Here is a 26469-nt window from a genome sequence, read left to right on the forward strand (position 1 = left end):
GGTATAGCACTCGGTTAAAATCCGGGGTTCTGCTGGTACAGACCCTTCGTAAAATTGATTTCGCGCTGCGGAATCGGCAGGTATTCGTCGCGCCCCGCCGTGAATTTGGCTCCACTCAGAAACGACCGCCGGGTTTTCTCTTTAGCAATGTAGGCATTCAGCGTCGGTTCGGCAATGCCCCAGCGAACGAGGTCGAAGAAGCGCGGACTTTCGGTGGCAAACTCCAGCCGCCGTTCAAATTGCAGGGCTTTCCGGGCGTAGGCCTGCGTCCAGTTCGTGGCCTCATACGGTTTGATCAGGTAGTTGGACGGGTTGGTGCCATCCGCCTTTTTGGTGCGCCCGGTGCTGGCGGCTGCCCGTGCCCGGATCTTGTTGATGAGCGGTAAGGCCAGCGCTGGTTGCCCCAGTTCGATGTAGGCTTCGGCCTGCCAGAGCAGCACGTCCGCATACCGGATGATGTCGATGTTTTTCGATGTTCCGATAAACGGCCCCTGTTTTTTATACGTCGAACTGGTCGCGGCCTGTTGCTCTTTCATGCTCTGGAAAAAACCGTAAACGCCCGGATCGCGCACCCAACTATTGCTGAACAAGATGGCCGGATTATACTTGTACGGATGGCCGTCGATGCCGATGGTGTGGTCCACGCGCGGGTCGACGGTGGCGGTTTTGAAGTCGATCACGGCATCGTTGAACGTGTCCAGTTTGGGCAAGCCGTTGGCATCGGTTCCGAAGGCGTTGGCGAGGTTCTGGCTGGGCTGGTGAAAACCGCAGCAACCGTATTGCGGAGCGCCGTGGGGGTAGTTCAGGCCGGTTTCGAAGTTGAGCCGCCCCACCGTCGTTCCGTCATTGATCGAATACTGAACCGCGAAAACCGACTCGACGCCGTTGTCGAATTCCGGCAGGAAGTTCTCCGCAAAATCGGGTTGCAGGTTGTATCGCCCCGAGTTGATCACCAGATCGGTCAGCTTCACCACTTCCTGCAACTTGGTTTTGTTGATGCCCGTCACCTTGTTGTTATCGTCCTGTTCGTAAGCCTGATACAACCGCAGTTTGGCCAGATAGGCGGCCGCCGACAGTTTGTTGGCCCGACCGACCTGCGTCTGTTTTTCGGGCAGATTATCCACCGCAGCCTGAAAATCCGTCGCAATTTTATCCCACAACTGGTCATTGGTCATGGCCCGGTTCGAAACGGTCAGAATTTCTTCGTTCGAGAGAGTTTCGTCCACGTACGGAATGTTCTTGAACAGCATTTTCAGCATGAAATGGGCGTGTCCCCGTAAAAACCGCAACTCCGCCAGCCGGGTTTTCCGCTCCGGAAAGCTCGCTTCGGTCAAGGCCGTGATCGAACGCAGGGCCACGTTGGCGCGGGAAATGGCTTTGTAATAATTCTCCCAGGTATAGGGGTGATACAAACCGCCCCCCTGCTGGGGCTGCGTCAGGTTGTGCTGCTCGTAGAAGTTGAGGTCTTCCAGATCGGCCACCCCGCCCCCGCCTTTGTAGGCATCGTCGGACCGAATGCTGCCGTAGACCCACATGCTGGCGATGGGGCCGATCATTTCGCCGTTGCCGATGGACGCATAAGCCGCCGTGACGAGCGCATCGGCATTAGCCGCACTCTTGACATTATCGGACGAAAGCGTGCCCTGTGGCTCATACTCCAGAAAATCCTTGCACGCGGAAGTCAGTAACGTACCGGCGGCAATCAGAAGAAGGGAAAGTGCTTTATTTTTCATGATTTGAAGTCCGTCTTTAAAATGATACATTTAAACCGAAAGTGAACGTACGCGGTACGGCGACGGCGTTGACATCGACCCGTTCCGGATCTGGTCCGAGGAAGGTTTTGCTTTTCAGCCAGAACACGTTTTCGACCATTCCGTACAGGCGCAGGCTCGTCAAGCCCACTTTACCGATGGCATCTTTGGGGAAGGTGTAGCCCACCTGCACATTCCGGATCTTGAAATACGAGGTGTTGACGTTGAAATAATCCGAGGTGCGCGTCTCGTTGTTGCCATCCGACAGCGTCAGCGACGGAATGGTTGACGCGGTGTTTTGCGGGCTCCACGCGTTGAAGACGCCCGGCCCGACGTTGTCGCGTCCGCGAATGAAGTTGTTGTAGAACGTGTAGGAGTCGAAACCGGTCCGGCCCGCAATTCCGGAGCCGAAAACGGAGAAATCGAAGTTTTTATAACCGAGGTCAATGCGCGTTCCGTATTCCAGACCGGGCAGCGTGGTGCCGAAAAACTCCTGATCCAGCGCGTCGATTTTATCATCGCCGTTGAGGTCGCGGTATCGGATTCGGCCCGGAGCGGCTCCCACCTGCGTCGCGTGGCTGTTCACTTCTTCCTGATTCTGGAAAATACCGTCGGCGCGGTAGCCGAACAAGTCCAGTTGCGAATGCCCGATGATCGTTGTGACCGCATTCCCCGCAAAAGCCGAGCGAACTTCTTCCGGTAAAACCGTTATTTTGTCGCGGAACCGGGCAAAATTCGTCGAAACGCTGTAGGTGAAATCGCCGATGGGTTTGCCGAAATACGCCAGCGAAAGTTCGAAACCCTTGTTGGTTTTCGTCGCGCCATTCACAAACTTCAACTGCCCTTCACCCACCGCCGAAGCGACCGGCGGCTTGATCAGAATGTCTTTAGTTCCCCGGGTGAAGTAATCAAACGAACCCGCCAGACTCCCGTTCAGGAAGGCAAAATCAAGCCCGACGTTCAGTTCATTGGTGGTTTCCCACTTGAGGGCCGTATTTTCACCCTGCGTTTGCACGAAGCCCGACGGCAGGGTTCCGGCACCGGCACCGTTCAGGTCGTAGGCCGTTCCCACGTTCCAGTATTGATCAAAAAAACCGTTGTGACCATTCGGCACCTGCGACGCCAGGGTTCCGTAGCGGGGTTCGAACAACCCAAACCGGGCCAAATCCCCGATGTCTTGGTTGCCAATCCGGCCGACACCCGCCCGCAGTTTCAGATTGCTGATCGCCCGGATGTTGCTCATGAAGGCTTCCTTGTCGATCCGCCAGCCGACCGAAGCTGACGGGAAAAAACCGTAGCGGTTGTCGGCACCAAACCGCGAAGAACCGTCCCGGCGCAGGGTGACAGCCGCCAGGTAGCGATCCGAAAAACCGTAGTCGATGCGGGCGAATTGCGAGAGCAGGCGGCTGCCCGTCGAAGTGCCGTTGCTGCTGGCGTTGCCCGAAGCAGCACTCAGCACGAAGAACTCTTCCGATTGGACAGCGAAGTTTTCCCGGTACGACGTCACCTCGTTCAGATTGTCGCGAATGGCTTCGACCCCGGCCAGCAGTTTGAAATTGTGGTCGCCGAGCGCGAAATTATACCGCAGGGTATTGGTCCAGGTCAGGCTCAGAAACTTGTTGGTATTGAGCGTGAGGCTGTTGAGCGAGCGGGCGATAAAGCCATTCTGGAACGATTGCTCGATGTTTTTGTTGGAATACCCGGCGTTGTCCATCCCCAGCGAAGAGCGGAAAACCAGCCCGGCGAGGGGTTCGATTTCGGTGAACACGTTCCCAAACACAAACGTCCGGTTGATCTTGTCCCAGCGGTTGATGTACTGCATGAACAACGGATTGTTCCGGTCGGAGTAGCCCGAGCCGATGGGGCCGGCGTAGTCACCGGTTTTGGTATACACCGGGATGGTCGGAGCCAGCGTCACGGCCAGACCGGGCGTTGGTGCCCCGCCGAGATCGGTCGCGATGGGCGTTTCGCGGGAGCTGGTCATTTGCAGATTCACCCCGAATTTGAAACGACCGTCGAATTTGCTGGTCAGCCCGTTGATGCGGCCCGTCAGCCGGTCATAGCCCGTGTAGCGCAACATCCCCGAATTATTCAGGTAACTCACGTTGACCAGAATCGAGGAGGTTTTGGTTCCGCCCGTAATCGTCAGGTCGTTGTTGGTGACGTAGCCCGTTTTGTAAACCTCTTTCTGCCAGTCGGTATCACCCGCCGGTACATTCTGATCACCGCCCACGAACGGTTTGACGGTAACGCTGTTCAGGATCGGATTCTGGAAGTTTTTGTTCCAGTCGAAACCGTAGATGTCGCCGTAGCCGGAAGCCGGATCGACGCCGTCGTTGACCGACGCCTGCCAGAGCGCCCGCCCGCGATCCACGGCGTTCAGCATTTTGAACCGTTGCGGTTTTTCGGTTTGCGCCGAGATGCTGGAATTGAACTGAACATTCAGCTTGCCGTCGGAATTTGCCCCGTTTTTGGTCGTGACAATAATGACGCCGTTCGATGCCCGCGACCCGTAAATGGACGCCGATGACGCATCTTTCAGCACCTGAATCGACTGAATGGCCGTGGGGTTCAGGCTCTGGAACACCTGCGACCGCTTGGTCGGCATGCCGTCGATGATGTACAGCGGATCGTTGTTGCCCAACGTGTTGGCCCCCCGAATCAGAATCCGGCTGGCGTCGCCCGAGGGTGTTCCCGATTTTTCAATGTACAGACCCGGCACGCGGCCCTGTAACGCCTGCATGGGATTCCCGGAACTGGTGTTTTTGGTGGCCGCTACCTCGATAACGGCGATGGCCCCGGTCAAATCTTCCTTGCGGGCGGTGGTGTAGCCCAACACGACAACCTCATCGAGTTGTCCGCCGGACACCAGCGAAACCGTCACGGTCGTAAGCCCTTTGACCGGCACTTCCTGGGTCAGATAGCCGATAAAAGACACTTGAATGGAGGTCGAACTTTCCGGGATTGTGAGCGAAAACTTGCCTTCCGCATCCGCCGAAGTACCGGTTGTCGTTCCGGGAACGACGATGCTGGCGCCCACCAGCGGCTCGTTATTTTTGGCATCCAGGACGGAGCCCGAGAGCTTGCGTTGGGCCCAGGCCAATGGTCCGATCAGCAGCAGGGCCGTCAGGATAAACAGAGATTTTCTTAAGTTCATGGGAGTACGTTTTAAAATCATAGGAATCAGGATGGTAGGAAATGCAGCGTTAGATCAGTTCTTTCCAGAAGGCGTTTTTGACCAGTATTTCTTCCGAAACCGGGGGCGTTGCGCCCCGTTGGGTGGCGACGTACGCGCCGGTCGCACAGGCAAATTCGAGGGTGGTTTGGGCGGTTTCGCCTTGCAGCGTTTTGTAGAGAAAAGCCGCCAGAAAAGCGTCGCCACTGCCGATGGTATCTTCCACCTCGACCGGAAAACCGGGTTGGTGGACAAAACCGGTTTCATCCAGCAGAAACGCCCCTTTTTCGCCGAGTGTCACACACAGTTTTTCGAGGTTAAATCGCTCCCGGAGGCCGTACATCGCCGATTTGGCGTCGGTCGGCCCGTTGAACCAGCCGGTGATTTCGCTCAGTTCGTGTTCGTTCAGTTTGGCAATGTCGGCCTGTTGCAGCAATTCCAGAACGGTTTCCGGTTCGTAATGGGGAGCGCGGAGGTTGACGTCGAAGACTTTCCGGGGCGCCACCGCCAGCAGCGCCAGCAGCGTTTCGCGGGTTTGCGGACTGCGGGCGGCCAGGCTTCCGTAGATAAAAAACGCACTCTGTTGCACGGTTTTGAGCAGTCCCGGTTCCAGTTGAATGTAGTCCCAGGCCACGGGCTGGACGATTTTGTAGGTCACCTCGTTGCAGTCGGAGATGTTGGCTTTGGCAACGCCCGTCAGGTGCGACTGCCCGGTCTGGATGCGGTCGAGCGGCAGGCCTTTCTGCGCGACGAATTCCAGCAGTTCGTGTCCCAGTTCGTCGTTGCCCACCCGGCTGATGAGCTGGGCGTTCAGGCCAAAATTGCGAAGGTGGACGGCGACGTTCATCGGCGCTCCACCGGCCTGTTTGCTGGTGGGCAATATGTCCCAGAGAGTTTCGCCGAAGCAGGTAATCAAAGGTGTCATTGGAATAGAGCGTAATAGGTGAGGGAGTGCGTGATTCGGATGGTGTTAATGGACGACGAAGGTCTTTTCGATTTGCTCGAGGCTGGTGCCTTTGGTTTCGGGCATGAGCCGCACGACAAAAAGCAGTTGCAACACCATCATGGCGGTAAAAAAGAGGAAGGTGTTTCCTCCGCCGAAATGCTCGGCCAGATACGGGAACGTGAAGGTGATGATGGCCGCCATCAACCAGTGCGTGAAGCTGCCCAGCGCCTGCCCGCTGGCGCGGACTTCGTTCGGGAAAATTTCGGAAATGAACACCCAGATCACCGCACCCTGCGAGAAACCGAAGAACGCGATGTAGCCAAAGAGCAGAAACGGAACCGTCATGCCGCTGAAATCCTGCACGTAGAAAGCCCGCGCGACCAGGCCCAGCGTCAGGATGAGACCGACCGAGCCGATTTTCATCAGCGTCCGGCGGCCAAACCGGTCGATCAGGTTCAGGGAAATCAACGTGAAAATGAGGTTGATCAAGCCAATACCGGCCGACGACAACAAGGCCGAACTCTTGCCTAAACCGGTCATTTCGAAAATCCGGGGGGCATAATAAATGATGGCGTTGATGCCCGAAACCTGATTGAAAATCGCAAACAAAACCGCCAGCGTAATCGGTGTTTTGTAGGTTGACGAAAATAACCGGGCTTTCGTTTGGGTCTGGGCGGCACTGAGTTCCAGCGCCAGCAGCGTTTGACCCGCCGTTGCCGGATCGATCATGATGAGCACTTCACGGGCTTCTTCAACCCGGCCTTTCTTGAGCAAAAGCCAGCGCGGACTTTCCGGAATATTGAGAACCGCAACCAGGAAGATCAGCGAGGGCAACGCCTGAACACCGAGCATCCAACGCCACGATTCGGCCCCCATTCCCGCCAGCAGATAATTGGAAAGGTAGGCAATTAGAATGCCCAGCACCACATTAAACTGAAACAGTGCGACCAGCCGCCCGCGGGACTTGGCCGGGGAGATTTCGGTGATGTACATGGGCGCGGCCACCGACGAGGCCCCCACTCCCAAACCGCCCAGAAACCGGAACACCAGAAAGATGGTCCACTCGGGAGCCAGGGCGGTGCCGATGGACGAAACCAGGTACAGAATGGCGATCCAGAACAACGTCTTTTTACGGCCCAACCGATCGGCGGGAATCCCGCCCGACATCGCGCCGATGACGGTTCCGATCAGGGCCATCGAAACCGTCAGCCCGTGTTCCCACACACTCAGGCCCCAGAGCGATTGCAACGATTGTTCGACGCCCGAGATGACGGCGGTGTCGAATCCGAAGAGAAAACCGCCCAGCGCGGCAGTGATTGACCAAAAGAAGATGCGTTGTTTTTGACTCATGTCTGACAGGGTAAATCCCGGTTAAGTGCCGATCATGAACCAAAGCTACCGAAAGCCACCGGAGCAGACTTGCGGGAATTGTTCTAATTATTTCAAATTAAGTTATAATTGTAAAGTGTTGATTTATAGTGTTTTATAATTATTTATAGAAATATTTTTTCGATTTTGTTACACGGTTTTTTGATTTTGATTCAGGGAATGCCGGGGCGGTTGGTGTAGGAAATCGAAAACTACCTCCTGCACGCCAGTCACCCTCAGTTTGCCGATATTCGAATCGTTGCAGAATCGGATCTGGTGATCGATCCCCGGTTGCGGAATGGCTGAGTTCTAACTGACGGTCAGCGGGAAAAATGCTTCTACTCCTGAAAAACCCGTCCGATGACAGTATTTTTCCTTCTTTGTCTGCTTCCTATGGTATGCGGGATCGCTGGACGGTTGCCGTAGGTTTTATCCCGAACGGTCAGCATCTGCCAACTCATAAGCAAACGGTTTTCAATGGAAAATTCACGAAGAGATTTTATTAAAAAAGCCGCCCTAAGCACCGCCGGAATCACTTTTGGCGGTATGGCGACGGGCCTGTCGGCCAAAAGTTACGCCAAAGTGATCGGGGCCAACGAGCGGCTGAACGTCGCCATTGCCGGGCTGGGTCGGCGGCTGGGCGCGTATTACGAACCCATTTCGAAAAAAGACAGCAACGTCGAGCTGGTGTATTTGTGTGACGTCATGCAAAAGCAGCGGGAAGCGGGGCTTCAGAAATTCTCGAAGTTTATCGACTACAAACCGAAGCTGGAAAACGACATCCGGAAGGTGATTGCCGATAAAAATGTGGACGTGCTGATCAACGCGACGCCCGACCACTGGCACGCACCGGGTACCTGGCTGGCGGTTCTGGCGGGCAAACACGTCTACGTCGAAAAACCGTGTAGCCAAAACCCCCGGGAAGGTGAAATTCTGGTTGAGATCCAGAAAAAATACGGCAAGATCATTCAGATGGGTAACCAGCAACGCTCGGCGCTGGAGTCGATCGACGTGATCAGCCAGATTCACAACGGCGCCATCGGTACCCCCTTCAAAGCCGTTGCGTTTTATACGGCCAACCGGGGCGAAGTGCCGCTGCCGAAAGCGGCACCCGTTCCGACCGGGCTGGACTGGGATCTGTTTCAGGGCCCGGCCCCGCGCCGACCGTATACGCACGACACCTGGGATTACAACTGGCACTGGTACGGCTGGCACTACGGAACCGCCGAGAGTGGCAACAACGCGACGCACGAACTGGACGTAGCCCGCTGGGCCTTGCAGGTGGAATTCCCGGAACACGTAGCGGTCGAAGCCGCCAAACGGCATTTTCTGGACGACGGCTGGACCATGTACGACACGATGGATGCCACCTTCCGGTTTCCGGGGAACAAAATCATCAAATGGGACGGCAAAAGCCGGAATGGCTATAAAACCTACGGCAGCGACCGGGGCACCGTCATTTACGGCAGCAACGGCAGTGTGTACGTCGACCGCGACGGCTACCGACTTTACAACCGGGAGGGCAAGATGGTGAAAGACAGCAAATCGAAAGGGTCGGAAGCCGGAACGGCGCTGGGCGGTGGCGGTGACATGTCGACCCGGCACGTCGTGAACTTCTTCAACGCCATTCGCGGGAAAGAAAAACAGAATTCGACCATCGACGATGGTGCCAAAAGTACGCTGCTTTGCCATTTGGCCAACATTTCCTTCCGGACCAACAAGGCGCTGGAGATCGACTCGAAAAACGGTCACATCCGCGACAAAGAAGCCATGAAACTGTGGAGCCGGGAATATGAAAAAGGCTGGGAACCACCCATCTAACCGCCTTTTTTGACCCGTTGGATTTTAGGGTAAATACCGCGTTTGCATGAACTGAAGCCCTATACTTCAATTCTGAAACGCGGTATTTTTATGTTCAGCAATTGACTTCTGTCCGTTTGGTTCACCCGATTTTACGCCAAATGCAATTTCATGCCTTCGTGGGAATCGACAAAACCGAGTGATGCGTAGAACCGGATCGCATCCGGGCGTTTTTTGTCGGTGGTTAATTGAACCACGTGTGCGCCTTTGGCGCGGGCGCGTTCAATGGCGTAGTCAAAAACCGCTTTCCCAATTCCCTGACCGCGGTAATCCGACTTGACCCGCACGGCTTCGATCTGGGCGTGAATACCGCCCTGGTAGGTCAGGTACTGGATGAAACTCAGTTGAAAGGTGGCTACGATTTCCGTATTCAACTCCGCACACGGTTCCTACAAGATGGCCCATCCCTACGGGACGGATTCACGGGAAAGCCAACAGCAATCCCGTCGGGATGATCCATTTTGTAGAATCGGACACCACGGGAAGACCAACATCAATCCCGTCGGGATGATCCATTTTGTAGAATCGGACATTACCGGGGAAACCAACACCAATCCCATAGGGATGGTCCATTTTGTAGGATCGGATACCACCGGGAAAACCAAAATGGATCATCCTGAGGAGGTCAGGCACGGGATAAAACTTAGTTGGAAAATCACTGCGATTTCGATAATGCCTTGGTTTTTACTCATAAAATGACTGTGTTTCGGCATACCTTTGCAGTTAGAAAGTCTCTTTGGCACGGTTTTGCGTATTACTAGTGACAAAATCAGTTTCGAATGCGTTTCCTGATCTTTTTCATTCTTTTCCCGATGATGCTTTTTGCCCAGCCAAAAGGCTGGCAGGAGATTACGATTTCAGACGGCCTGTCGCAGAGCATGATTTTCGACATTGAGCAGGACCAGAAAGGATTCATTTGGGTGGCTACCAAAGACGGTCTGAACCGCTACGACGGCCACAATTTCAAGGTTTTTACGCACGATCCTTACAACGATTTCAGTCTTTCAGGTGATAATTGCTCGGCCTTGCTGATCGACAGCCGCCAGCGGCTTTGGGTGGGCACCTTCAACGAGGGGCTGAATTTGTTCGACGACCGGACGCAGCGGTTTTACCACATCAACATCAGCGACCAGACCAGCTCGAATGCGGGAAATTATGAGGTCCGCACCCTGGCCGAAGACCCCGATGGCAACATTTGGGTGGGGACCTATACCAACAAGATCTTTAAAATCAGTCTGCCGGCGTCGCTCCGGGATCAATTACCGGATCAGGCTGATCTGACGCGACACATCCGGATTCAACCCATTGCAATAAAGGAGAAAAAGATCAATGCGTCATCCCTCTATTTCAATTTTCGACCGGATGGACAGGGGGTGCTGGGCGCAGCTTATGGCATTTTTTCGTTCAACTGGCGAAATCCTTCGCAGGCCACCAAGCTGAGTCTGTTTGGAGACGAGGTGCTGGATTTGCATTCGGTCTACGAAGACACCCGCCAGGGCTTTCGGTTTGCTTCGACCAGTGATCACATCAAAGGCTGGTTCAAAGGGCAACTGAAAACCATTGCGTTGCCCAAAAAAAAGTATTTCGGGGTGCAGCTATATGCGATGGATGCGCAGACCATCGCCATCGCCACCGCCGACCATATGTGGCTGATGTCGCCCGCCGAGCTTTTCCGGCAGGACAGTTTGACCGTCCAAAAGGCCTTTGTGGCTTTTCCGCCCAACGTCTACAGCATTACAAGTGTTTTAAAAGACCGAACCGGAACGTTCTGGTTCGGAACCAGCGGCTACGGGCTGCGAAAATTCAACCCCAAAATCAAACAATTTCATTCGTATTTACCCAACACCACCCTCTCCAATCTGTATGTCGACCGGCAGGGGCGTACCTACGTGCGGTTTGAGTTTTCATATTGGGAACTCGACCGGACCCACAACCGGCTCCTGCCGTTTCTGGATCAAAACCTGCCCGAAGCCGACCGGCGGCAACGGTATCTGATGCAGGACCGGGCGGGTACCTACTGGATTTCCAATGTCCATTTCGAAACCCACGAAAAACACTTGTTCAAGTTCTCTCCGGACTGGCAACTCCTCAAAAAATACCCGTTGCCGGCCAATACTTCCTTCGGTTTTTTTGGTAACCACACCATTGAAGACCAGGCCGGTAATCTCTGGATTGGTGCGACCAATGGGAATTTGCTCCGGTTTAACCCGAAATCCGAGCGGTTCGAGGTGTTCAGCTACCAGTCCCTGATGCCCCAAAGCGGTTCCGACATCGAGACCTACGCCTTGTATATTGATGGGAGTGGTACCTTGTGGATCGGTACGCAGAAAGGACTCATCAAAGTGATGAACGCCCAGACGAAACCGGTTTTTTCGATCTATAAAAACAGCAAAACAGAACGGCAGAGTCTGAGTAACGATTTCGTATCGAGTGTGATCGACGATCCCAACGAACCGGATCGGTACCTCTGGGTTGGAACGAAGGGCGGGGGGCTGGAGCGGCTGGATAAACAGACCGGTTTGTTCGTGCACTTCACCGAAGCCCGGGGCTTGCCCAACAAAGTGGTGTACGGTATTCTGACCGATGGCTCCAAAAATCTCTGGCTGAGCACCAACCGGGGGTTAGCCCAGTTCAATCCGAAAACCTACCAGTTTCGCAGCTATACCAAGGCCGACGGCTTGCAGGACGATGAATTCAATACCAGTTCGTACTTTAAAACCGCATCCGGCGAACTCCTCTTCGGGGGCATCAATGGATTGACAACGTTCCGGACGGCAGAAATCGGCGCGACGAGTCCAGACAAACCGCTGGTGAACATCATCGGGTTGAAAATAAACAACGAAACGGTTGAAGTAGGAAGCCCCGGAGGCATTCTGTCGCAGGCCATCGAACAAACACCAACGCTCGAACTGGCATATGATGAGAATCTGGTTACGCTCGAATTCGGGGTGATGGATTACATCAATTCCGGTAAAAACCGCTACCGCTACCGGCTGACAGGCATCGACCGCGACTGGGTGGAAGCCGGCACCAACCGTTTTGCCAATTACGCCCACCTGCCCGACGGTAACTACCGGTTTGAGATGATGGGGTCGGCCGACGGCGAAGTCTGGAGCAAACCCGTCGAACTCCAGATTCGGATTCATCCGCCGTTCTACCGCACCTGGTGGGCCTATTCCCTTTATCTGCTGGTGCTGGCCCTGATTGGATGGCAGTTGTACCGGTTTCAGATTCAGCGATTGGTCCTTCGGCAACAGGTTGTTTTTGAACAGAAAGAAGCCAGTCGACTGGCCGAACTGGACGCGCTCAAAACCCGGCTTTTCACGAATATTTCCCACGAATTCCGGACGCCCCTGACGCTGATTCTGGGACCCATCGAACAACTGGTTCAGGAATACGCCCACGACATCCGGTTGCCGCTCATTCAACGAAACGCCACCCGGTTGCTCAGCCTGATCAACCAGTTGCTCGACCTGAGCAAAATTGAAGCGGGACAACTCAGCCCCGAACTGCGCACCGGCGACATGGCTGCTTTTTTTCGGATGCTGGCCAGCTCGTTCAGGTCACTGGCGGAGAGTCAGAAGCTGGCGTTTAGTTTTGTCCAAAACGAGTCGACTTTTTGGGCGGATTTTGACCAGGATAAACTCGAAAAAATTGTCACCAACCTGCTGTCGAATGCCTTTAAGTTTACGCCGTCCGGGCAGGCGGTGCGCATGGCGGTGAACTATTCGGGTCAGTCCGGAAAAGAGGAAGTGACGGTTACGGTCGAGGACACCGGTATCGGGATTGCTCCGGTGCACCTGGGGCGCATCTTCGAGCGGTTTTATCAGGTCGATCAAACGTCCATCCGAACCTACGAAGGCACCGGCATCGGTCTGGCGCTGGTCAGCGAACTGGTCCGGGTGCTGAACGGAACCATCACTGCCACCAGCACTGAAGGCAGTGGTACAACGTTTATTGTGACCTTGCCCCTGGTTCGGAAAGCACTGGAAGCCGATGTCGCTTTGCCCCGGATTCAGGGGGCGGCCAATCCGGTTTTGCAATCGGCCCGCCCGGAAAATATTTTGCTCATCGTCGATGATAACGTTGACATCCGGTTGTATGTACGGAGTATTTTTGAAACCGACTACCAGATTGTCGAAGCCACCGACGGGCAGGAAGGGCTGGAAAAAGCCACGGCCCTGTTGCCGAATCTCGTCATTTGCGATTTGATGATGCCCCGGCTCGACGGATTTGGTTTTTGCCGGGCGTTGAAAACCCAGGAAGCCACCAGCCACATTCCGGTGGTGATGCTCACGGCCCGTGCCACCGTCGAAGACCGCATCGAAGGCTTTGAAATCGGGGCCGATGCCTATCTGACCAAGCCCTTCATCCAGGCCGAAATTGTGGTCAGAGTGCGGAATTTATTGCAGAATCAAAGCCGGTTGCGGGCCTATTTTAGTGGAAGGGGAACCGTGATTCTGCCGGTCGATGAGCCGACCAAATCGAAGGAAGAAGCTTTTTTGCTAAAAGCGAAAGCAATCATCGGGCAACACCTGGCCGAAAGTGATTTCAGTGTGGAGCAACTCAGCGAAGAACTGAACCTGAGCCAGCGGCAACTGGTGCGCAAACTGAAAGCCCTGACCGACCAAACCGCCGTGGAGTTTATCCGGAACCAGCGTCTGGATCACGCGGCTGAGCTGCTCCGCCAGGGGAACAATACCGTATCGGAAGTGGCCTATCAGGTGGGTTTCGAAAGTCTCTCGTATTTCACCCGGGTGTTTCAGGATAAATATGGCGTGTTGCCTTCCGGCTATGCACAGATCTGAATGGGTCTGCTTTGTTAGAACTTCTCCCGCCCCGCCAGGGGCTTTTTTTATGCTTTTCCGGGTGATTTGGTAAAAATGAGCTAAGGATTGTCGGATTTGGACTAACGGGAATTGGTCATATGATGTCACATTTGTGGCTGAAATGCCTGGCTGGTTTCTGCTTATTTTCAACAATCGCATATCCTGTTTTTATGAAATCAATCATTTACGTCCTTTTTTTCCTGTTGGGTTTCTTTTTTTCGCCTGATCTGTTGGCTACAGACCGCTTCTGGACCGGCGCAACCAGCAGCGACTGGGCAACGGCCTCGAACTGGAATCCTTCGGGTGTACCGGCCGATGGCGATATCGCGATTATCGATGCGTCGTCTAATAATCCGGTGATCAGTAACGGTACGAACACTGTGCTCACCTTACTGTACATCAACGCCGGATCACGCCTTACCATAAACAGTGGTGGGACCCTGAACCTGAGAGGTTCTGGCGGTATATCGGGAGCCATATACAACGCAGAGTTAATCAACAACGGAACCATCCGGATAGAAGGGGTCGGAGGGACTCTGGCGAGTGGCGCTTTTATTATCACCTTTGCCTCAACAGTGACCAATAATGGATTACTGGTAATCAATAGTTCTACCAGGTGTATTTCATTGGCCGATCAAGAGGATGGAGCCTGCACGATTACCAATTCATCATCAGGCACGATAAATCTGATGTCCAACGGTGACGGAATCGTGCTTAGTCGATTGGGTCACCGAAACCTGATCAACCAGGGAACGATCAACTACACGGGGCCGCGGCATGCATTATTAATGGAAACAGGAGCCCTCGCATTTACCAATAGCGGGACATTCAATATCAATTCGGGTCTCGGAATTTTCAATTCGGTAGCCAGCACAATTACTAATCAGGTTTGCGGTAAAATTATCATGGTGGCCGGTAATTTTGACAACACCAACGCTACCACAACCAATGCGGGACTTATTCAGATCGCCGGTACGCTGACCCGTTCGGGTGGTTCATTTACCAATAATGGTGTTTTGAAGTACGGATCGCTGTCGGGTACCATTACGAATAATCAGCTTCAGGTCAATGATAATCCAAGTCCGATATTTACCTACGGGGGCAATTACTCGATGACGGTTAACGGTATCTATACCGAACCTACCTCAACGACTTCGGCCGGATCGTTTACTGCGCCCAATACCTTTACCCCTTCGGGTCTGCCTGCCGGATCGCAGACGCTTTACGCCAAAATTACGCCCTCGGGCAATGCCTGTTCCTATGTCGTTCCGTTTACGTACAGTATGGCTTCTCCGCCGACGATCAGCACAGAACCGGTTTCGCAAACCGTGTGCAGCAGCAATCCGGTCAGCTTTTCGGTCGTCGCCAGCAATGCGACCAACTATCAGTGGCAGCGTTCCTACGACAACACCTTTAACTTTCCTTCCAATATTGGCAATACCGGTATTTACAGCGGTGCCGACACGCCAGTGCTGACGATCTCATCCGTTTCAGATGTAAATGGGGCCTACTTCCGCTGTGTGGTGACCAACGACGATGGATCCACCAACTCGGAAGGGGTGCTGCTGACCGTGACGACTTTACCCACGGCTACGATTTTCTATACCAATTCGTTGTTGTGTACCAACGGTAGTCAGCAGGGTGTGTCGCGTTCGGGCAATAACAGTAACGGAGGAGTCTACAGCAGCAGTCCCTCCAGTCTCTCGCTCACCAGTGATTTTGGCGCAGTAATGCCCGGGAGCAGTACGCCCGGTAGTTACACAGTGACCTACACCGTACCGGCACGGGGAGGCTGTCCGGTAGTGACCGCCACGACCACGCTGACAATAACGGCCCCGCCGACCTTTACAGGCAACGCGGTCACCCAGCCCACCTGTGCTACATCAACGGGTACGATTAGCGTAACGGCGACGGGCAGCGGCACCATCGAATATTCGCGCAATGGCACCGACTGGCAATCCAGCGGAACCTTCAGTGGATTGAATCCGGGTGGTTACACGATTCGCGCACGCTCCTCGGACAACCTCACCTGTACCCGAAACATCACGTTCACGGTGAATGCGGTTTCTGAGCCTACAGTAAGTAATCCGGCCATAACGACGGCGACAACGGCGGCCGCTTTCAGCCAGAACTTTACGGCGTCGGGCGGCACATCACCCTACAGTTATTCGCTGGCGAGTGGTACTTTGCCCACGGGTTTGACGCTGGCAACAACGGGCGTTCTATCGGGAACAGCCACGGAGGGGGGAAGCTTCACGATCACGGTTCGGGCCACGGGCAACAATGGCTGTTCGGGCGTCGGAGCACCGTATATTCTGGATGTAACCGCTATTCCGGTTGCCGTGATCAATACCGGGCCGGTTTCGCAGACCGTGTGCAGTACCAGTCCGGCTAGTTTCTCGGTAGGTGCCACCAATGCGACCAGCTATCAGTGGCAGCGCTCTGCCGACAATACCTTCAACTTTCCTTCCAACCTCTCCAATTCGGGCGTCTACAGTGGTACCGACACGCCGGTGTTGACCATCTCGTCGGTTTCTGCCCAGAATGGCTACTACTTCCGCTGCGTGGTGAGCAACGAAGGAGGTCCGGTGAACTCAAGTGGGGCTTCCATCACGGTAACGACGCTTCCGACGGTCACTATTTCCTATATCAATCCGCTCTTGTGTACCACCGGTGGCACGCAGGGGTTGGTAACGCGCTCGGGACTCAACAACAACGGCGGAACTTACAGCAGCAGTCCCTCGAGTTTGTCGCTCAGCAGCAGTTCAGGCAGCGTAACGACCGGGAGCAGTACACCGGGAAGTTACACGGTGACCTACACCCTACCGGCCAACGGGGGATGTCCGGTCGTGACGGCTACGACCACTTTGACGATTACGGCCCCGCCCACGGCGACGGGCAACGCGGTTACCCAGCCGACCTGTGCCATCCCAACGGGAACAATCAGTGTAACGGCGACGGGAAACGGCACCATTGAGTACTCGCGCAACGGCACCGATTGGCAGACCAGCGGCTTGTTCAGCGGGTTGGAGCCCAATTCGTACGTCATTCGGGTGCGGTCGTCCGACAACCTCACGTGTACGCGGAATCTGGGCTTCGCGATCAATGCGGTTCCTTCAGGACCCACGGTGAGCAATCCCGACGTGACGACGGCCACCGTGGGTACGGTTTTCAGTCAGACCTTCACGGCCTCGGGCGGCACGTCACCCTACAGTTATTCGGTGGCCAGTGGCACCTTGCCCAACGGACTCAGTTTGGCAACTACCGGTGTTTTATCAGGAACACCGACCGAGAGCGGCAGCTTCACGATCACGGTTCGGGCCACGGGCAACAATGGCTGTTCCGGCCTGGGTTCGGCGTATGTACTGATCGCAGGAGACGCCCCCTCCGCCGATTTATCCATTACCAAAACCGACGGTGTCTCAAGTCTGGCTCCCGGCTCCCCGACCACCTACACCATCACCGTCAGCAATGCCGGGCCGTTGGCGGTAAGCGGGGCAACGGTGACAGATAATTTCCCGGCCTCCATCACCTCGGTAGCCTGGACCGCAACGTTTGCCGGCGGAGCATCGGGGACGGGTTCCGGAACCGGGAACATCAGTCAGCAGGTGAATTTGCCCGTGGGCGGTTCCGTGACGTATCTGGCAGTTTGTGAAACCAGTTCGACTTCAACCGGCAGTTTGTCAAATACCGCATCGGTCAGCACACCCGGCGGTATAACGGACCCCAATCCCGATAACAACAGTGCCACGGATGTGAATACCCTGACATCTTCGGCCGATTTGGCGGTTACTTTTTCCGACAGCCCCGATCCGGTTGGTGCGGGCAACAACCTTACCTATGCCGGACAGGTCAGCAACCTGGGACCCAGCACCGCCAGCACGGTGCAGTTGTCGATTCCGCTTTCGGCCAGCACCACGTTCTTTTCGCTTACTGCACCGGGTGGCTGGAGTTGTACGACGCCGTCGGTGGGGACAACCGGGACGGTTTCCTGTAGTCGGGCCAGTTTTCCAACCGCTGGTACCGCCAGTTTTACGCTGGTTGTGGCAACAGTGCCGGGATCGGAAGGCAATATTCTGACGACCACCGCAACGGTATCGTCTGGTACAACCGACCCCAATTCGGATAACAACGCGGCTTTAGTCAGTACGTCTGTGGTATCGGGTAGTGCCGACCTGTCGAGCCTCACCCTGAGCGTCGGGAGCTTCTCGACGGCGTTTTTTCCAAGTGTTACCAGTTACTCGGCTACCGTCGGCAATGCCACCAGTAGCCTGACGGTGACGCCTACTTCAGCAAACAGTAACGCGACCATTCAGGTCCGGGTCAACGGCGGGAGTTATGGTTCTGTAACCAGTGGCGCGGCTTCCGATCCGCTGGCGCTCACGGTGGGTGCAAATTCCATCGAGGTGCGGGTGACGGCGGAGGATGGCGTAACGACCAAAACGTACCGGGTGACCGTCACACGGGGCGTGGAGACGCCCACCATTGGTACTCAGCCGGTTTCGCAAACCGTGTGCAACACCAGCCCGGTGAGTTTCTCGGTCAGCGCCGGCAATGCTACTACCTACCAGTGGCAGATTGCCTTCGATAATACGTTTAACTTCCCCACTAACCTTTCGAATTCGGGCGTCTACAGCGGAACCGACACCCCGGTGCTAATGATCTCGTCGGCCGCCGGGCTGGACGGACGGTATTACCGCTGCGTGGTGAGCAACGGGGGTGGGGGCACCAACTCGGAGGGAGTATTGCTGCGGGTGACGACCTTGCCGACGGTGTCCATTCGCTATAACAATACGGTATTTTGCAACAATTCCAGTGATCTGGGTCTGATTACCCGCTCGGGCATGGGGGGCAACGGCGGAACCTACAGTAGCAGCCCATCGAGCCTTTCAATCAATAGCAGTTCGGGAACCGTGACACCCAGCAGCAGCCCCGCGGGCAGTTATACCATTACGTACACCGTTCCCGCCAGTGGTGGCTGTCCGGTCGTGACCGCCACCGCTGCGCTGACGGTAATCGCTCCTCCGACGTATGCAAACCATCTCCTTACCCAGCCTACGTGTGCCATCCCAACGGGAACAATCAGCGTAACGGCCACGGGCAGCGGCACCATCGAGTATTCCCGCGACGGGACCGACTGGCAAACCAGTGGCGTCTTCGGCGGATTGGATCCGGGGCAGTACGTCATTCGGATCCGGTCGTCCGACAACCCCACTTGCACGCTGAACCAGGGTTTTACCATCAACCCGGTTCCTTCGGCCCCAACCGTGAGCAATCCGGCGGTGACGACGGCCACAGCGGGTACGGCTTTCAGTCAGAACTTTACGGCGTCGGGCGGTACATCACCCTACAGTTATTCGGTGGCGAGTGGCACCTTGCCCAACGGACTCAGTTTGGCAACTACCGGTGTTTTATCGGGAACACCCACCGAAAGCGGCAGCTTTACAATCACGGTTCGGGCCACGGGCAACAATGGCTGTTCGGGCCTGGGTTCGGCGTATACCATAACGGTCGGGCAAGCCGCGCCGTTCATCAGCGGTTTTGCGCCGAGTCCCACTGCGGTTTGCGTGGGTAGCCCGGTGACGTTTACTGCCACCATTGCCAACCTAACCGGCAGCTATTCGTATACGCTTACCTCACTCTCCAACGAAGATAATCTGTATACCGGCACCAGCAGTAACCCGAACTTTAGTCAGACCATACCAGCTCCCGCATCGGGGCAAACCTTCGAACTGGAAGTGATCAACAACGGAATGCGGGCAACAGCCACCCAATTCCTGACGGTAAATGCGCTGCCAGTGGCGACCTTGGTCGATAACGGGCCTTTAACCTGCGGACAAACCTCGGTCACCCTAACCGCTTCGGGCGGCACCAGCTACACCTTTGCCAATGGCAGTGGGGTGCTGGGTACACCGGGGGCAACGAACACGCTGGCGGTCAGCAGTCCCGGTACTTATTCTGTTACCGTGGCCAATGCCAGCGGCTGTCTCAGTACGACGATAACGACGGTCAGCCAGGATCGTGATGCCCCCAGCGTCAGCATCAGTCCGAGTTCAGCCACTTTGACGTGCGCTAGTCCTTCCATAAACTTATCGGCCGAAGGCAGCGGCATGGTATTGTGGTCGACAGGGGCCACCACGGAGAGCATTTCGGTGAGTTCTGCGGGGACGTATTCGGTCACCCTGACGGCGGGTAACGGCTGTACGGCCTCGGCCAGTGTTCAGATTAGCAGCAGTATCGTATCGCCTTCGGCTCCCAACTTAACCAGCACCACTGTTACGCAGGGTGCGCCCCCGGTAACGCTGACCGCCGACAATTGTGCCGGCACCATCACCTGGACCGGGCCAGGTGGCTCCACTGGAACCGGATCCATTATTGTTACGACAGCATCACCCGGTACATTTATCTATGAGGCTACCTGTACCGTGAATGACTGTGTCAGTGATCCCGCCAGCGTGACGGTCGTCGTGGCGGCTCCGGCTGTCACCGGTTCGTTCGACGGGTTTATTTACGGAGCCGATTGCGCCACCTTCCGGGGCTGGGTCTGGGACCGCAACAAACCCAATGCCGTCATCACCATCGATATTTTGGACGGGACTACAGTAGTTGCGACCATTCCGGCGGGTGAATTCCGGCAGGATCTGCTCAATGCGGGCAAAGGCAACGGGCGTCATGCGTTCTTCTGGCCCATTCCCGATGCGTTGAAAGACGGTTTGCCCCACAGTCTCTCGGCCCGCGTAACGGGCAATAGTTTCGTGCTGAAAGATTCGCCAAAGGTGTTGATTTGTGAACCCAATACCAGCCCGGATGGCAATAAACCGCCCCAGCCCCCAACGCCGACGGTGTTGATTGCTCCGCTGGTGGCTCAAGTGGGCGTGCCTTTCTCGGGAACCCTGGTGGCTTTCACGGACCCCGAAGGTGGATCACTGAGCTATAATCTAAGCGGTTTGCCAGCGGGGTTGAGCCTGGAGATGCCCACCCGCATCATCAGCGGGACGCCAACTGAATCGGGTACGTTCGTGCTGACCTATCAAGCCACCGACGGACCGGGGGCTTCCAACAGCGTGAGCTTTCAGTTGACGGTCAACCCGGCCGAGACGACGACGGTAACGGGCAGTTTCGAAGGGTATCTGGACAAACTGGATTGTGGCGGCATCCGGGGCTGGGTCTGGGATCGCAACAAACCGAACGCGCCGTTGACGGTAGAATTTTATACCGAAAGCAGTCCGGGAACCATCACGGTTCTGGGCAGTACGCTGGCCAACATCTACCGGCAGGATCTGAAGGATGCGGGTAAGGGCAACGGCGCCCATGCCTACAACTTTACGCCCCCGGGCAGTGTAACCAACGGCACACAGGTGCTGGCCCGGGTGCTGGGCTCCAACTTCGTGCTGAAAGGCTCGCCAAAGGCCTATCAGTGTGCCGGAGCGCGCTTGTCGGCGGAACAGAAACCGGTTTTGGAGGTGGCGGTTTTGGGCAACCCGATCCACGATTACCTGGATCTGGTGATTCGGGGGGCGGAGGGCCAGCCACTGACGGTGCAGGTGACGGATGTGCAGGGGCGGTTTGTCGGTGAACACCACGTGGGCCGGGCGGGTATAGTGGAACAGGCGCGGTTATCGGTGGCGGGTCAATCGGCGGGGTTGCTGGTGGTGCGGGTGCAGGTGCCGGGTCAGGTCAAAACCGTAACCGTTTTGAAGACCAATTAAAACGGGAGCGGGGCGGCAACCGTTGCCGCCCCGTTTTCCGGAAAATTTTTTTTTAGCCGGATCATTTGGCGAAAATGAGCAAAAGAATGTCGGATTTGCGTTAACAGAAATTGGCCGTTGAAAGTCAGCTTTGTGGTAGAAAAACGCGTTCATTTTTTCACCACTTTTCGGTCATGCTATGCAAAACAACGCCGGTTTTTGCCGCTCTTTTCAAGCCTGTCGAATGAGATTGGCGTCGGTGGCCTCAGGTTTGAGTCTGCTTGTTTGGGGGCTGCTTTGTGGTCAGGCCATGCTGTTGGCGACCGTTCAAACGATGAACCACAAAGCGGTTTGCCACGCGGATCACGGTTTCTTGTGTGACGTGTATATGGGCGTCCCTTCCCACGAAAAAAGAGGAAAACCGATGGATTCGTCTCCGCACCGCGGGGCGTCGGCCACGGCTGAAAGGGTTGCACCGGGTACGATTTTGAAGGTTCTCAAAACGGCCTGAAGTGCTTTTTTATGGGAGAATGGGGTTAAAAAGGGGAAAATGTCCGAAATGAGGAAAAGGATGTCCGAAATGCGTTAACCGAAAAAGGCGGAATCGGGGCTCTTTTGCAGGGACGAACCGATCACTTATTCACGTGCTTATGCCCCAACCTTTTTACGCCGTCAATCCGATCAGTCAATCAGCCGATTTGACCTTTAATCCATCCGAAAGCATGCTCACAATGCATTGTCGGAAAACGGGGCCGATCAGCCTTCCCGTAGCGGATTTGATGTTTTTACAGGCCACCGGCAACTACTGCTGGCTGCACTGGAAGAATGGGCAACGATTGCTGCTGCCCCGGACCTTAAAATACTACGAACCCCAATTGCCCGATGCACTGTTTGTTCGCCCACACCACAACTGCATTGTCAACATCCGCTACATTGAGCGCATGGAACGGATTTATCCGGATAAAGGGGGATTGATTCATTTGCGGTCGGGTGTGGCGCTACCCATCTCGCGTCGGCGGTGGCTGGCCATCCGGCAGCTTTATACACGGCTGAAAACAGATCACTAACACCGCCGACTCTCCGGGCTGGCTCAAACACCCACCGGCGATTTTCGGTATTCGGAAGGGGTCTGTTTGGTGTGTTGCTTAAAGAACGTCGTGAAGTAGGCGGGTGAGCTAAAGCCGGTTTCACCGGCGATTTCCGACATCGCCTTGTTGGTTTCCACCAGCAGTACCTTGGCTTTTTTCAGGCGGATTTCGGTAAAATATTCATTGACATTTTTATCGAGCATGGCCTGTACTTTCCGGTAGAGCTGAACGCGCGAAACGCCCATTTCGCGGCTCAGTTGCTCAACGCCAAACGACGGATCGGCCAGATTCTGCTCGATGAGGGTGGTGAGTTCGTTCAGGAATTTTTTCTCCTGGCGGTTTTCGGTTTTCGTCAGGTAATCACCCATATACCGTTTCTGCCATTTTTCCCGGTTGTTCAACGCCGTCCGGATCGTTTCGAGCAAATACGTAATCAGAAAGGGTTTGGCAATGTAGGCATCGGCTCCGGCGCGGGTGCCCTCAATGCGGTTTTCCATCTGACCCTTGGCCGTGAGCAGAATAACCGGGATGGTCGACGTTCGGAAGTCACTCTTGATGCGCTGGGTCAGTTGCAAACCGTCCATGCCCGGCAGCATAACGTCGCTGATAATCAGATCGGGTACGGTTTCCAGAACGGTCTCCCAGCCTTTTTCGGCGGTTGTTTCGGCCACAACCTCAAATTCTTCACTGAGCCGGGTGGTCAGGTACTGCCGCAATTCGTCGTGGTCTTCGATGAGCACCAGCGTACCGGTTTTTCGGGCAACCGGGGCTATAGGGCTGGTGGGCGTCAGCGTTCCTTCGTCGTCGTCCAGCAACAGGGGCAGCGTGCGGGTACCGGGGATTTCTTCCTGTTGGGTCGGGTCCAGATGCGCATTGCCCAGCGGCAGCAGAATGGTGAAAGTCGTTCCCTGGTCTTTCTCCGAGCGGACGTCAATTTCACCGTAATGCAGGTGAACAAATTCCCGCGAAAGGGCCAGGCCGACGCCGTTGCCGAGGTTAAAATGCTTGGGAGCCGTATAGAACAAATCAAAGGCGTGGGCCTGTTCTTCGGCGTTCATGCCGGCCCCGTTGTCCTGCACCTGAATCCGCGCCCGGTTGTCGCACAGATCGACCCGAACGTGAATAAGTCCGCCTTTCGAGGTGTATTTGAACGCATTGGACAGCAGATTGAACAGCACTTTATCCAGTTTTTCGCGGTCGAACCACACCATGAGCATCGATTGCGCGGGGATGAATTGCAGGTCGATGTGGCTTTTCTCGGCTTTTCGGCGAAAATCACTCACAATGTCCCGGATAAACGCCACCACATCCTGTTCGCCGGCCTGCAAAAGCAGTTTCCCGGCGTCGGTTTTTCGCAGATCCAGCATTTGATCGACCAGCCGCAACAGGCGGTACGCATTTTTTCGGATGAGGGATAAATTCGTTTTGAGTTCGTAGGGGTTGACGGTTTTCTTCGCCAGCAGGTCTTCGGCCGGGGTCAAAATCAGGTTGAGGGGCGTGTTGAACTCGTGGGAGATGTACGAATAAAACCGCAGTTTTTCCTCCGTTGCCAGCCGGGCCTGGGCCGATACGGCTTCGATGCGGTCTTTCTGTTCGCTGATTTCAACGTTCTGTTTCGCCAGAATCTGGTAAGCCGCTTGTTTTTGCCGAACCAGATACAACGCCCAGGCCCCGAGCAGAATGACCACAAACAAACTGGCCAGGGTGACATACAGCGTGTTGCGTTGGGTCAGGTACGTCTGTTTCAGTTCGTCGATTCGCTGGCTTTGCTTTTCAATATCCTGCTGCTGGCTGAGGAGTTTGTCGCTCTGGGCCTTGATGGCCCGCACGTTGGACGCGTCGATCTGGATCGAATTCAGGGTCGTTTCGCGCTGGACGGCTTTTCCGGCCAGCACCTGCACGGCGGTTTCGATGGCTTCCTCTCCGCCGGTCGGATACAGGAACGAAGCTTTCAGAAGCCCGTCGGTCACGAGTTGCATGCCGCCTTGTGGGCCGGGCAGGGCGTCGATCCCGACAAACTCAATCTGACTCGTCAGGCCGTGTTGTTTGCAGACTTCGTAGACGCCAAGGGCCATGACGTCGTTGTGGGCGAAAACCAGGTCGGCCCGTTGCAGGGCGGCTAAATTGGCCTCAGCCCGGTGGCGGGCGGTGTCGCGTTCCCATTCGCCGTCGAGTTCGGCCACCACGCGGATTTCCGGAAACCGGGCGAGTTGTTGTTGCAAACCCCGGTGTCGTTCCTGAGCGGGTGACGAACCGGCCAGCCCTTTTACCTCGATCACGGCGCCTTTTCCCTTGAGGTGATTCCCGATGAAGGCACCAGCCAGCCGCCCAATTTCGAAATTGTCGCCCCCGATGTAGGCGTTGTAGGATTCCGAATCGATCCGCCGGTCGAGGACAATAACCGGAATGCCTTGCTTAAAAACCGCATCGACGGCTTTGGTAATGGGCGCGGTTTCGTTGGGCGAAATAATCAATAAGTCAATGCCACGATTGGTAAGCGACTGAATTTGAGCGATTTGTTTGTTAGTGCTATTGCCCGCATCTTCATAGAGCAGGGTGTAATCGGGATGAAACGACAGCGCCCGTTTCATGTCGCTGAGCATGGTTTGCCGCCACTGGTCGGCGCCGGTGCATTGTGAAAAGCCAATGGTAAATTTCTTGCCCTGCGGTTTTGAACAGGAATTCCCCAAAAAGAAGATGAAAAACAAGAAGAGACAATATTTCATCTTTTTCTGTCATTAATACTATTTATCCAGCTTAATCAAAAGTAGGAGTATTCTGTGTGAAATCAAACTTGGCGTCGGCTCGGTTTTCAGGGACTTTGGGGCATTGGCAGATTCGTTTTATTCGGAAAAAAATCCGCAGAAGCGGCTAAAAAGGTAACTAAGCTTTTCTTTTGAAGGCAATGCGGGAGATAATGAACTTATTTGCCGGGAAGCGAATTAAAAATATAGTACCTTGCCTGCCAGAAAGCCGCTTCCCTGCCAGATCCCAGATCTTCTCCCATCGAAAAAGCCTCCGGATAGACGGGAAAGCCGTATACTGGCTGATAGAACTCATTTTCCACTAAAACAACCACCACATTATGGGTAGAACTCAAGAGACGTTTAATAAAAAGGAAAAAGAAAAGAACCGGCAAAAGAAGAATAAGGAAAAGGCGGAAAAGAAGGAAGAGCGGAAAGCCAATTCGGATAAAGGAAAAGGTCTGGACGAAATGATGGCGTACGTCGATGAAAACGGTAATATCTCGTCGTCGCCCCCGGATCTTCGGAAGAAGAAAACTATCAATACGGAAGATATACAGATTGGGGTTTCCAGACAAGAGCCGGGTGTCCCGCAGGAAGTTATCAGAAAAGGTACGGTTACGTTTTTTAACGAGTCGAAAGGCTACGGTTTTATCAAGGATCAGGAAACGCAGGATAGCGTTTTTGTGCACATCAGCGGTTTGGTCGACGCGGTGAAAGACGGCGACAAGGTAACGTTTGAAGTGGAAATGACCGCCAAAGGTCCCAACGCCCGTGATGTCAAGAAAGCCGTTTGAGACGGTTTTTAGAGCAACACGTTGAAAATCTTCGATTAGCAGAAACCCGGCCTGAGTGTCGGGTTTTGTTTTTGGTGGTGGTGCCATCACGATGTCAATAGAGTTTATGCCGATTAAGTGATTATGGTTTTGGTTGACGAAATTTGCGGCATGTTAACTTACCAACACATTCAACGCAATCCTCGTCATTTCAAAAGCCTAACCAGTTTAGACATTAGTGCGT

At 54.9% G+C, this 26469-nt stretch carries 13 protein-coding genes; 6 read left to right on the forward strand and 7 right to left on the reverse strand.

Going from position 1 to position 26469, the window contains the following annotated elements; genetic code table 11:
• Window positions 1–14: 14 nt before the first annotated feature.
• The 4 genes from DUE52_RS15375 to DUE52_RS15390 are packed head-to-tail and all read right to left on the reverse strand — an operon-like array spanning window position 15 to window position 7222.
• Window positions 15–1733, reverse strand: coding sequence for a RagB/SusD family nutrient uptake outer membrane protein (locus tag DUE52_RS15375; protein ID WP_114406909.1), 1719 nt, complete (start codon window positions 1731–1733; stop codon window positions 15–17).
• A gap of 16 nt (window positions 1734–1749) precedes the next feature.
• The gene (locus DUE52_RS15380; RefSeq protein ID WP_114406910.1) at window positions 1750–4908 is read right to left on the reverse strand and encodes a SusC/RagA family TonB-linked outer membrane protein; all 3159 of its coding nucleotides are present in this window, start codon (window positions 4906–4908) and stop codon (window positions 1750–1752) included.
• Between the two features lie 49 nt (window positions 4909–4957).
• Window positions 4958–5851, reverse strand: coding sequence for a carbohydrate kinase family protein (locus DUE52_RS15385; RefSeq protein WP_114406911.1), 894 nt, complete (start codon window positions 5849–5851; stop codon window positions 4958–4960).
• Between the two features lie 45 nt (window positions 5852–5896).
• On the reverse strand, window positions 5897–7222 hold the full coding sequence (locus tag DUE52_RS15390; protein ID WP_114406912.1) for a sugar porter family MFS transporter: 1326 nt from the start codon (window positions 7220–7222) through the stop codon (window positions 5897–5899).
• Window positions 7223–7717: 495 nt separating this feature from the next.
• Here DUE52_RS15390 and DUE52_RS15395 point away from each other — a divergent pair, with 495 nt between their 5' ends.
• Complete coding sequence (locus tag DUE52_RS15395; RefSeq protein ID WP_114406913.1) at window positions 7718–9061, forward strand: Gfo/Idh/MocA family protein; 1344 nt, start codon at window positions 7718–7720, stop codon at window positions 9059–9061.
• 131 nt (window positions 9062–9192) lie between these two features.
• Here DUE52_RS15395 and DUE52_RS15400 read toward each other — a convergent pair whose 3' ends face one another.
• Together DUE52_RS15400 and DUE52_RS32105 are read right to left on the reverse strand one after the other, a co-directional pair.
• On the reverse strand, window positions 9193–9474 hold the full coding sequence (locus tag DUE52_RS15400) for a GNAT family N-acetyltransferase (protein ID WP_114406914.1): 282 nt from the start codon (window positions 9472–9474) through the stop codon (window positions 9193–9195).
• A gap of 46 nt (window positions 9475–9520) precedes the next feature.
• On the reverse strand, window positions 9521–9733 hold the full coding sequence (locus DUE52_RS32105; RefSeq protein ID WP_133299847.1) for a hypothetical protein: 213 nt from the start codon (window positions 9731–9733) through the stop codon (window positions 9521–9523).
• Window positions 9734–9879: 146 nt separating this feature from the next.
• Here DUE52_RS32105 and DUE52_RS15410 point away from each other — a divergent pair, with 146 nt between their 5' ends.
• The 4 genes from DUE52_RS15410 to DUE52_RS15425 all read left to right on the forward strand — a co-directional run bounded on the left by DUE52_RS15410 (window position 9880) and on the right by DUE52_RS15425 (window position 22684).
• Entirely contained in the window at window positions 9880–13908 is a 4029-nt protein-coding gene (locus tag DUE52_RS15410; RefSeq protein WP_114406916.1) for a hybrid sensor histidine kinase/response regulator transcription factor, read from the forward strand.
• Between the two features lie 191 nt (window positions 13909–14099).
• On the forward strand, window positions 14100–21638 hold the full coding sequence (locus tag DUE52_RS15415) for a putative Ig domain-containing protein (RefSeq protein WP_114406917.1): 7539 nt from the start codon (window positions 14100–14102) through the stop codon (window positions 21636–21638).
• Window positions 21639–21861: 223 nt separating this feature from the next.
• Window positions 21862–22128, forward strand: a complete 267-nt coding sequence (locus DUE52_RS15420) for a hypothetical protein (protein ID WP_133299848.1) — start codon at window positions 21862–21864, stop codon at window positions 22126–22128.
• A 139-nt stretch (window positions 22129–22267) separates the two neighbouring features.
• Window positions 22268–22684, forward strand: a complete 417-nt coding sequence (locus DUE52_RS15425) for a LytR/AlgR family response regulator transcription factor (RefSeq protein WP_165840947.1) — start codon at window positions 22268–22270, stop codon at window positions 22682–22684.
• 23 nt (window positions 22685–22707) lie between these two features.
• Here the strand turns inward: DUE52_RS15425 and DUE52_RS15430 are convergent, their stop codons facing one another.
• Window positions 22708–25431: a hybrid sensor histidine kinase/response regulator transcription factor gene (locus DUE52_RS15430; RefSeq protein ID WP_114406919.1), complete on the reverse strand. Its 2724-nt coding sequence runs from the start codon at window positions 25429–25431 to the stop codon at window positions 22708–22710.
• Between the two features lie 359 nt (window positions 25432–25790).
• Here DUE52_RS15430 and DUE52_RS15435 point away from each other — a divergent pair, with 359 nt between their 5' ends.
• Window positions 25791–26246, forward strand: a complete 456-nt coding sequence (locus DUE52_RS15435) for a cold-shock protein (protein WP_114406920.1) — start codon at window positions 25791–25793, stop codon at window positions 26244–26246.
• The last annotated feature ends 223 nt before the right edge of the window (window positions 26247–26469 follow it).

The sequence above is a fragment of the Larkinella punicea genome (assembly GCF_003334855.1).
Lineage (GTDB): Bacteria > Bacteroidota > Bacteroidia > Cytophagales > Spirosomataceae > Larkinella > Larkinella punicea.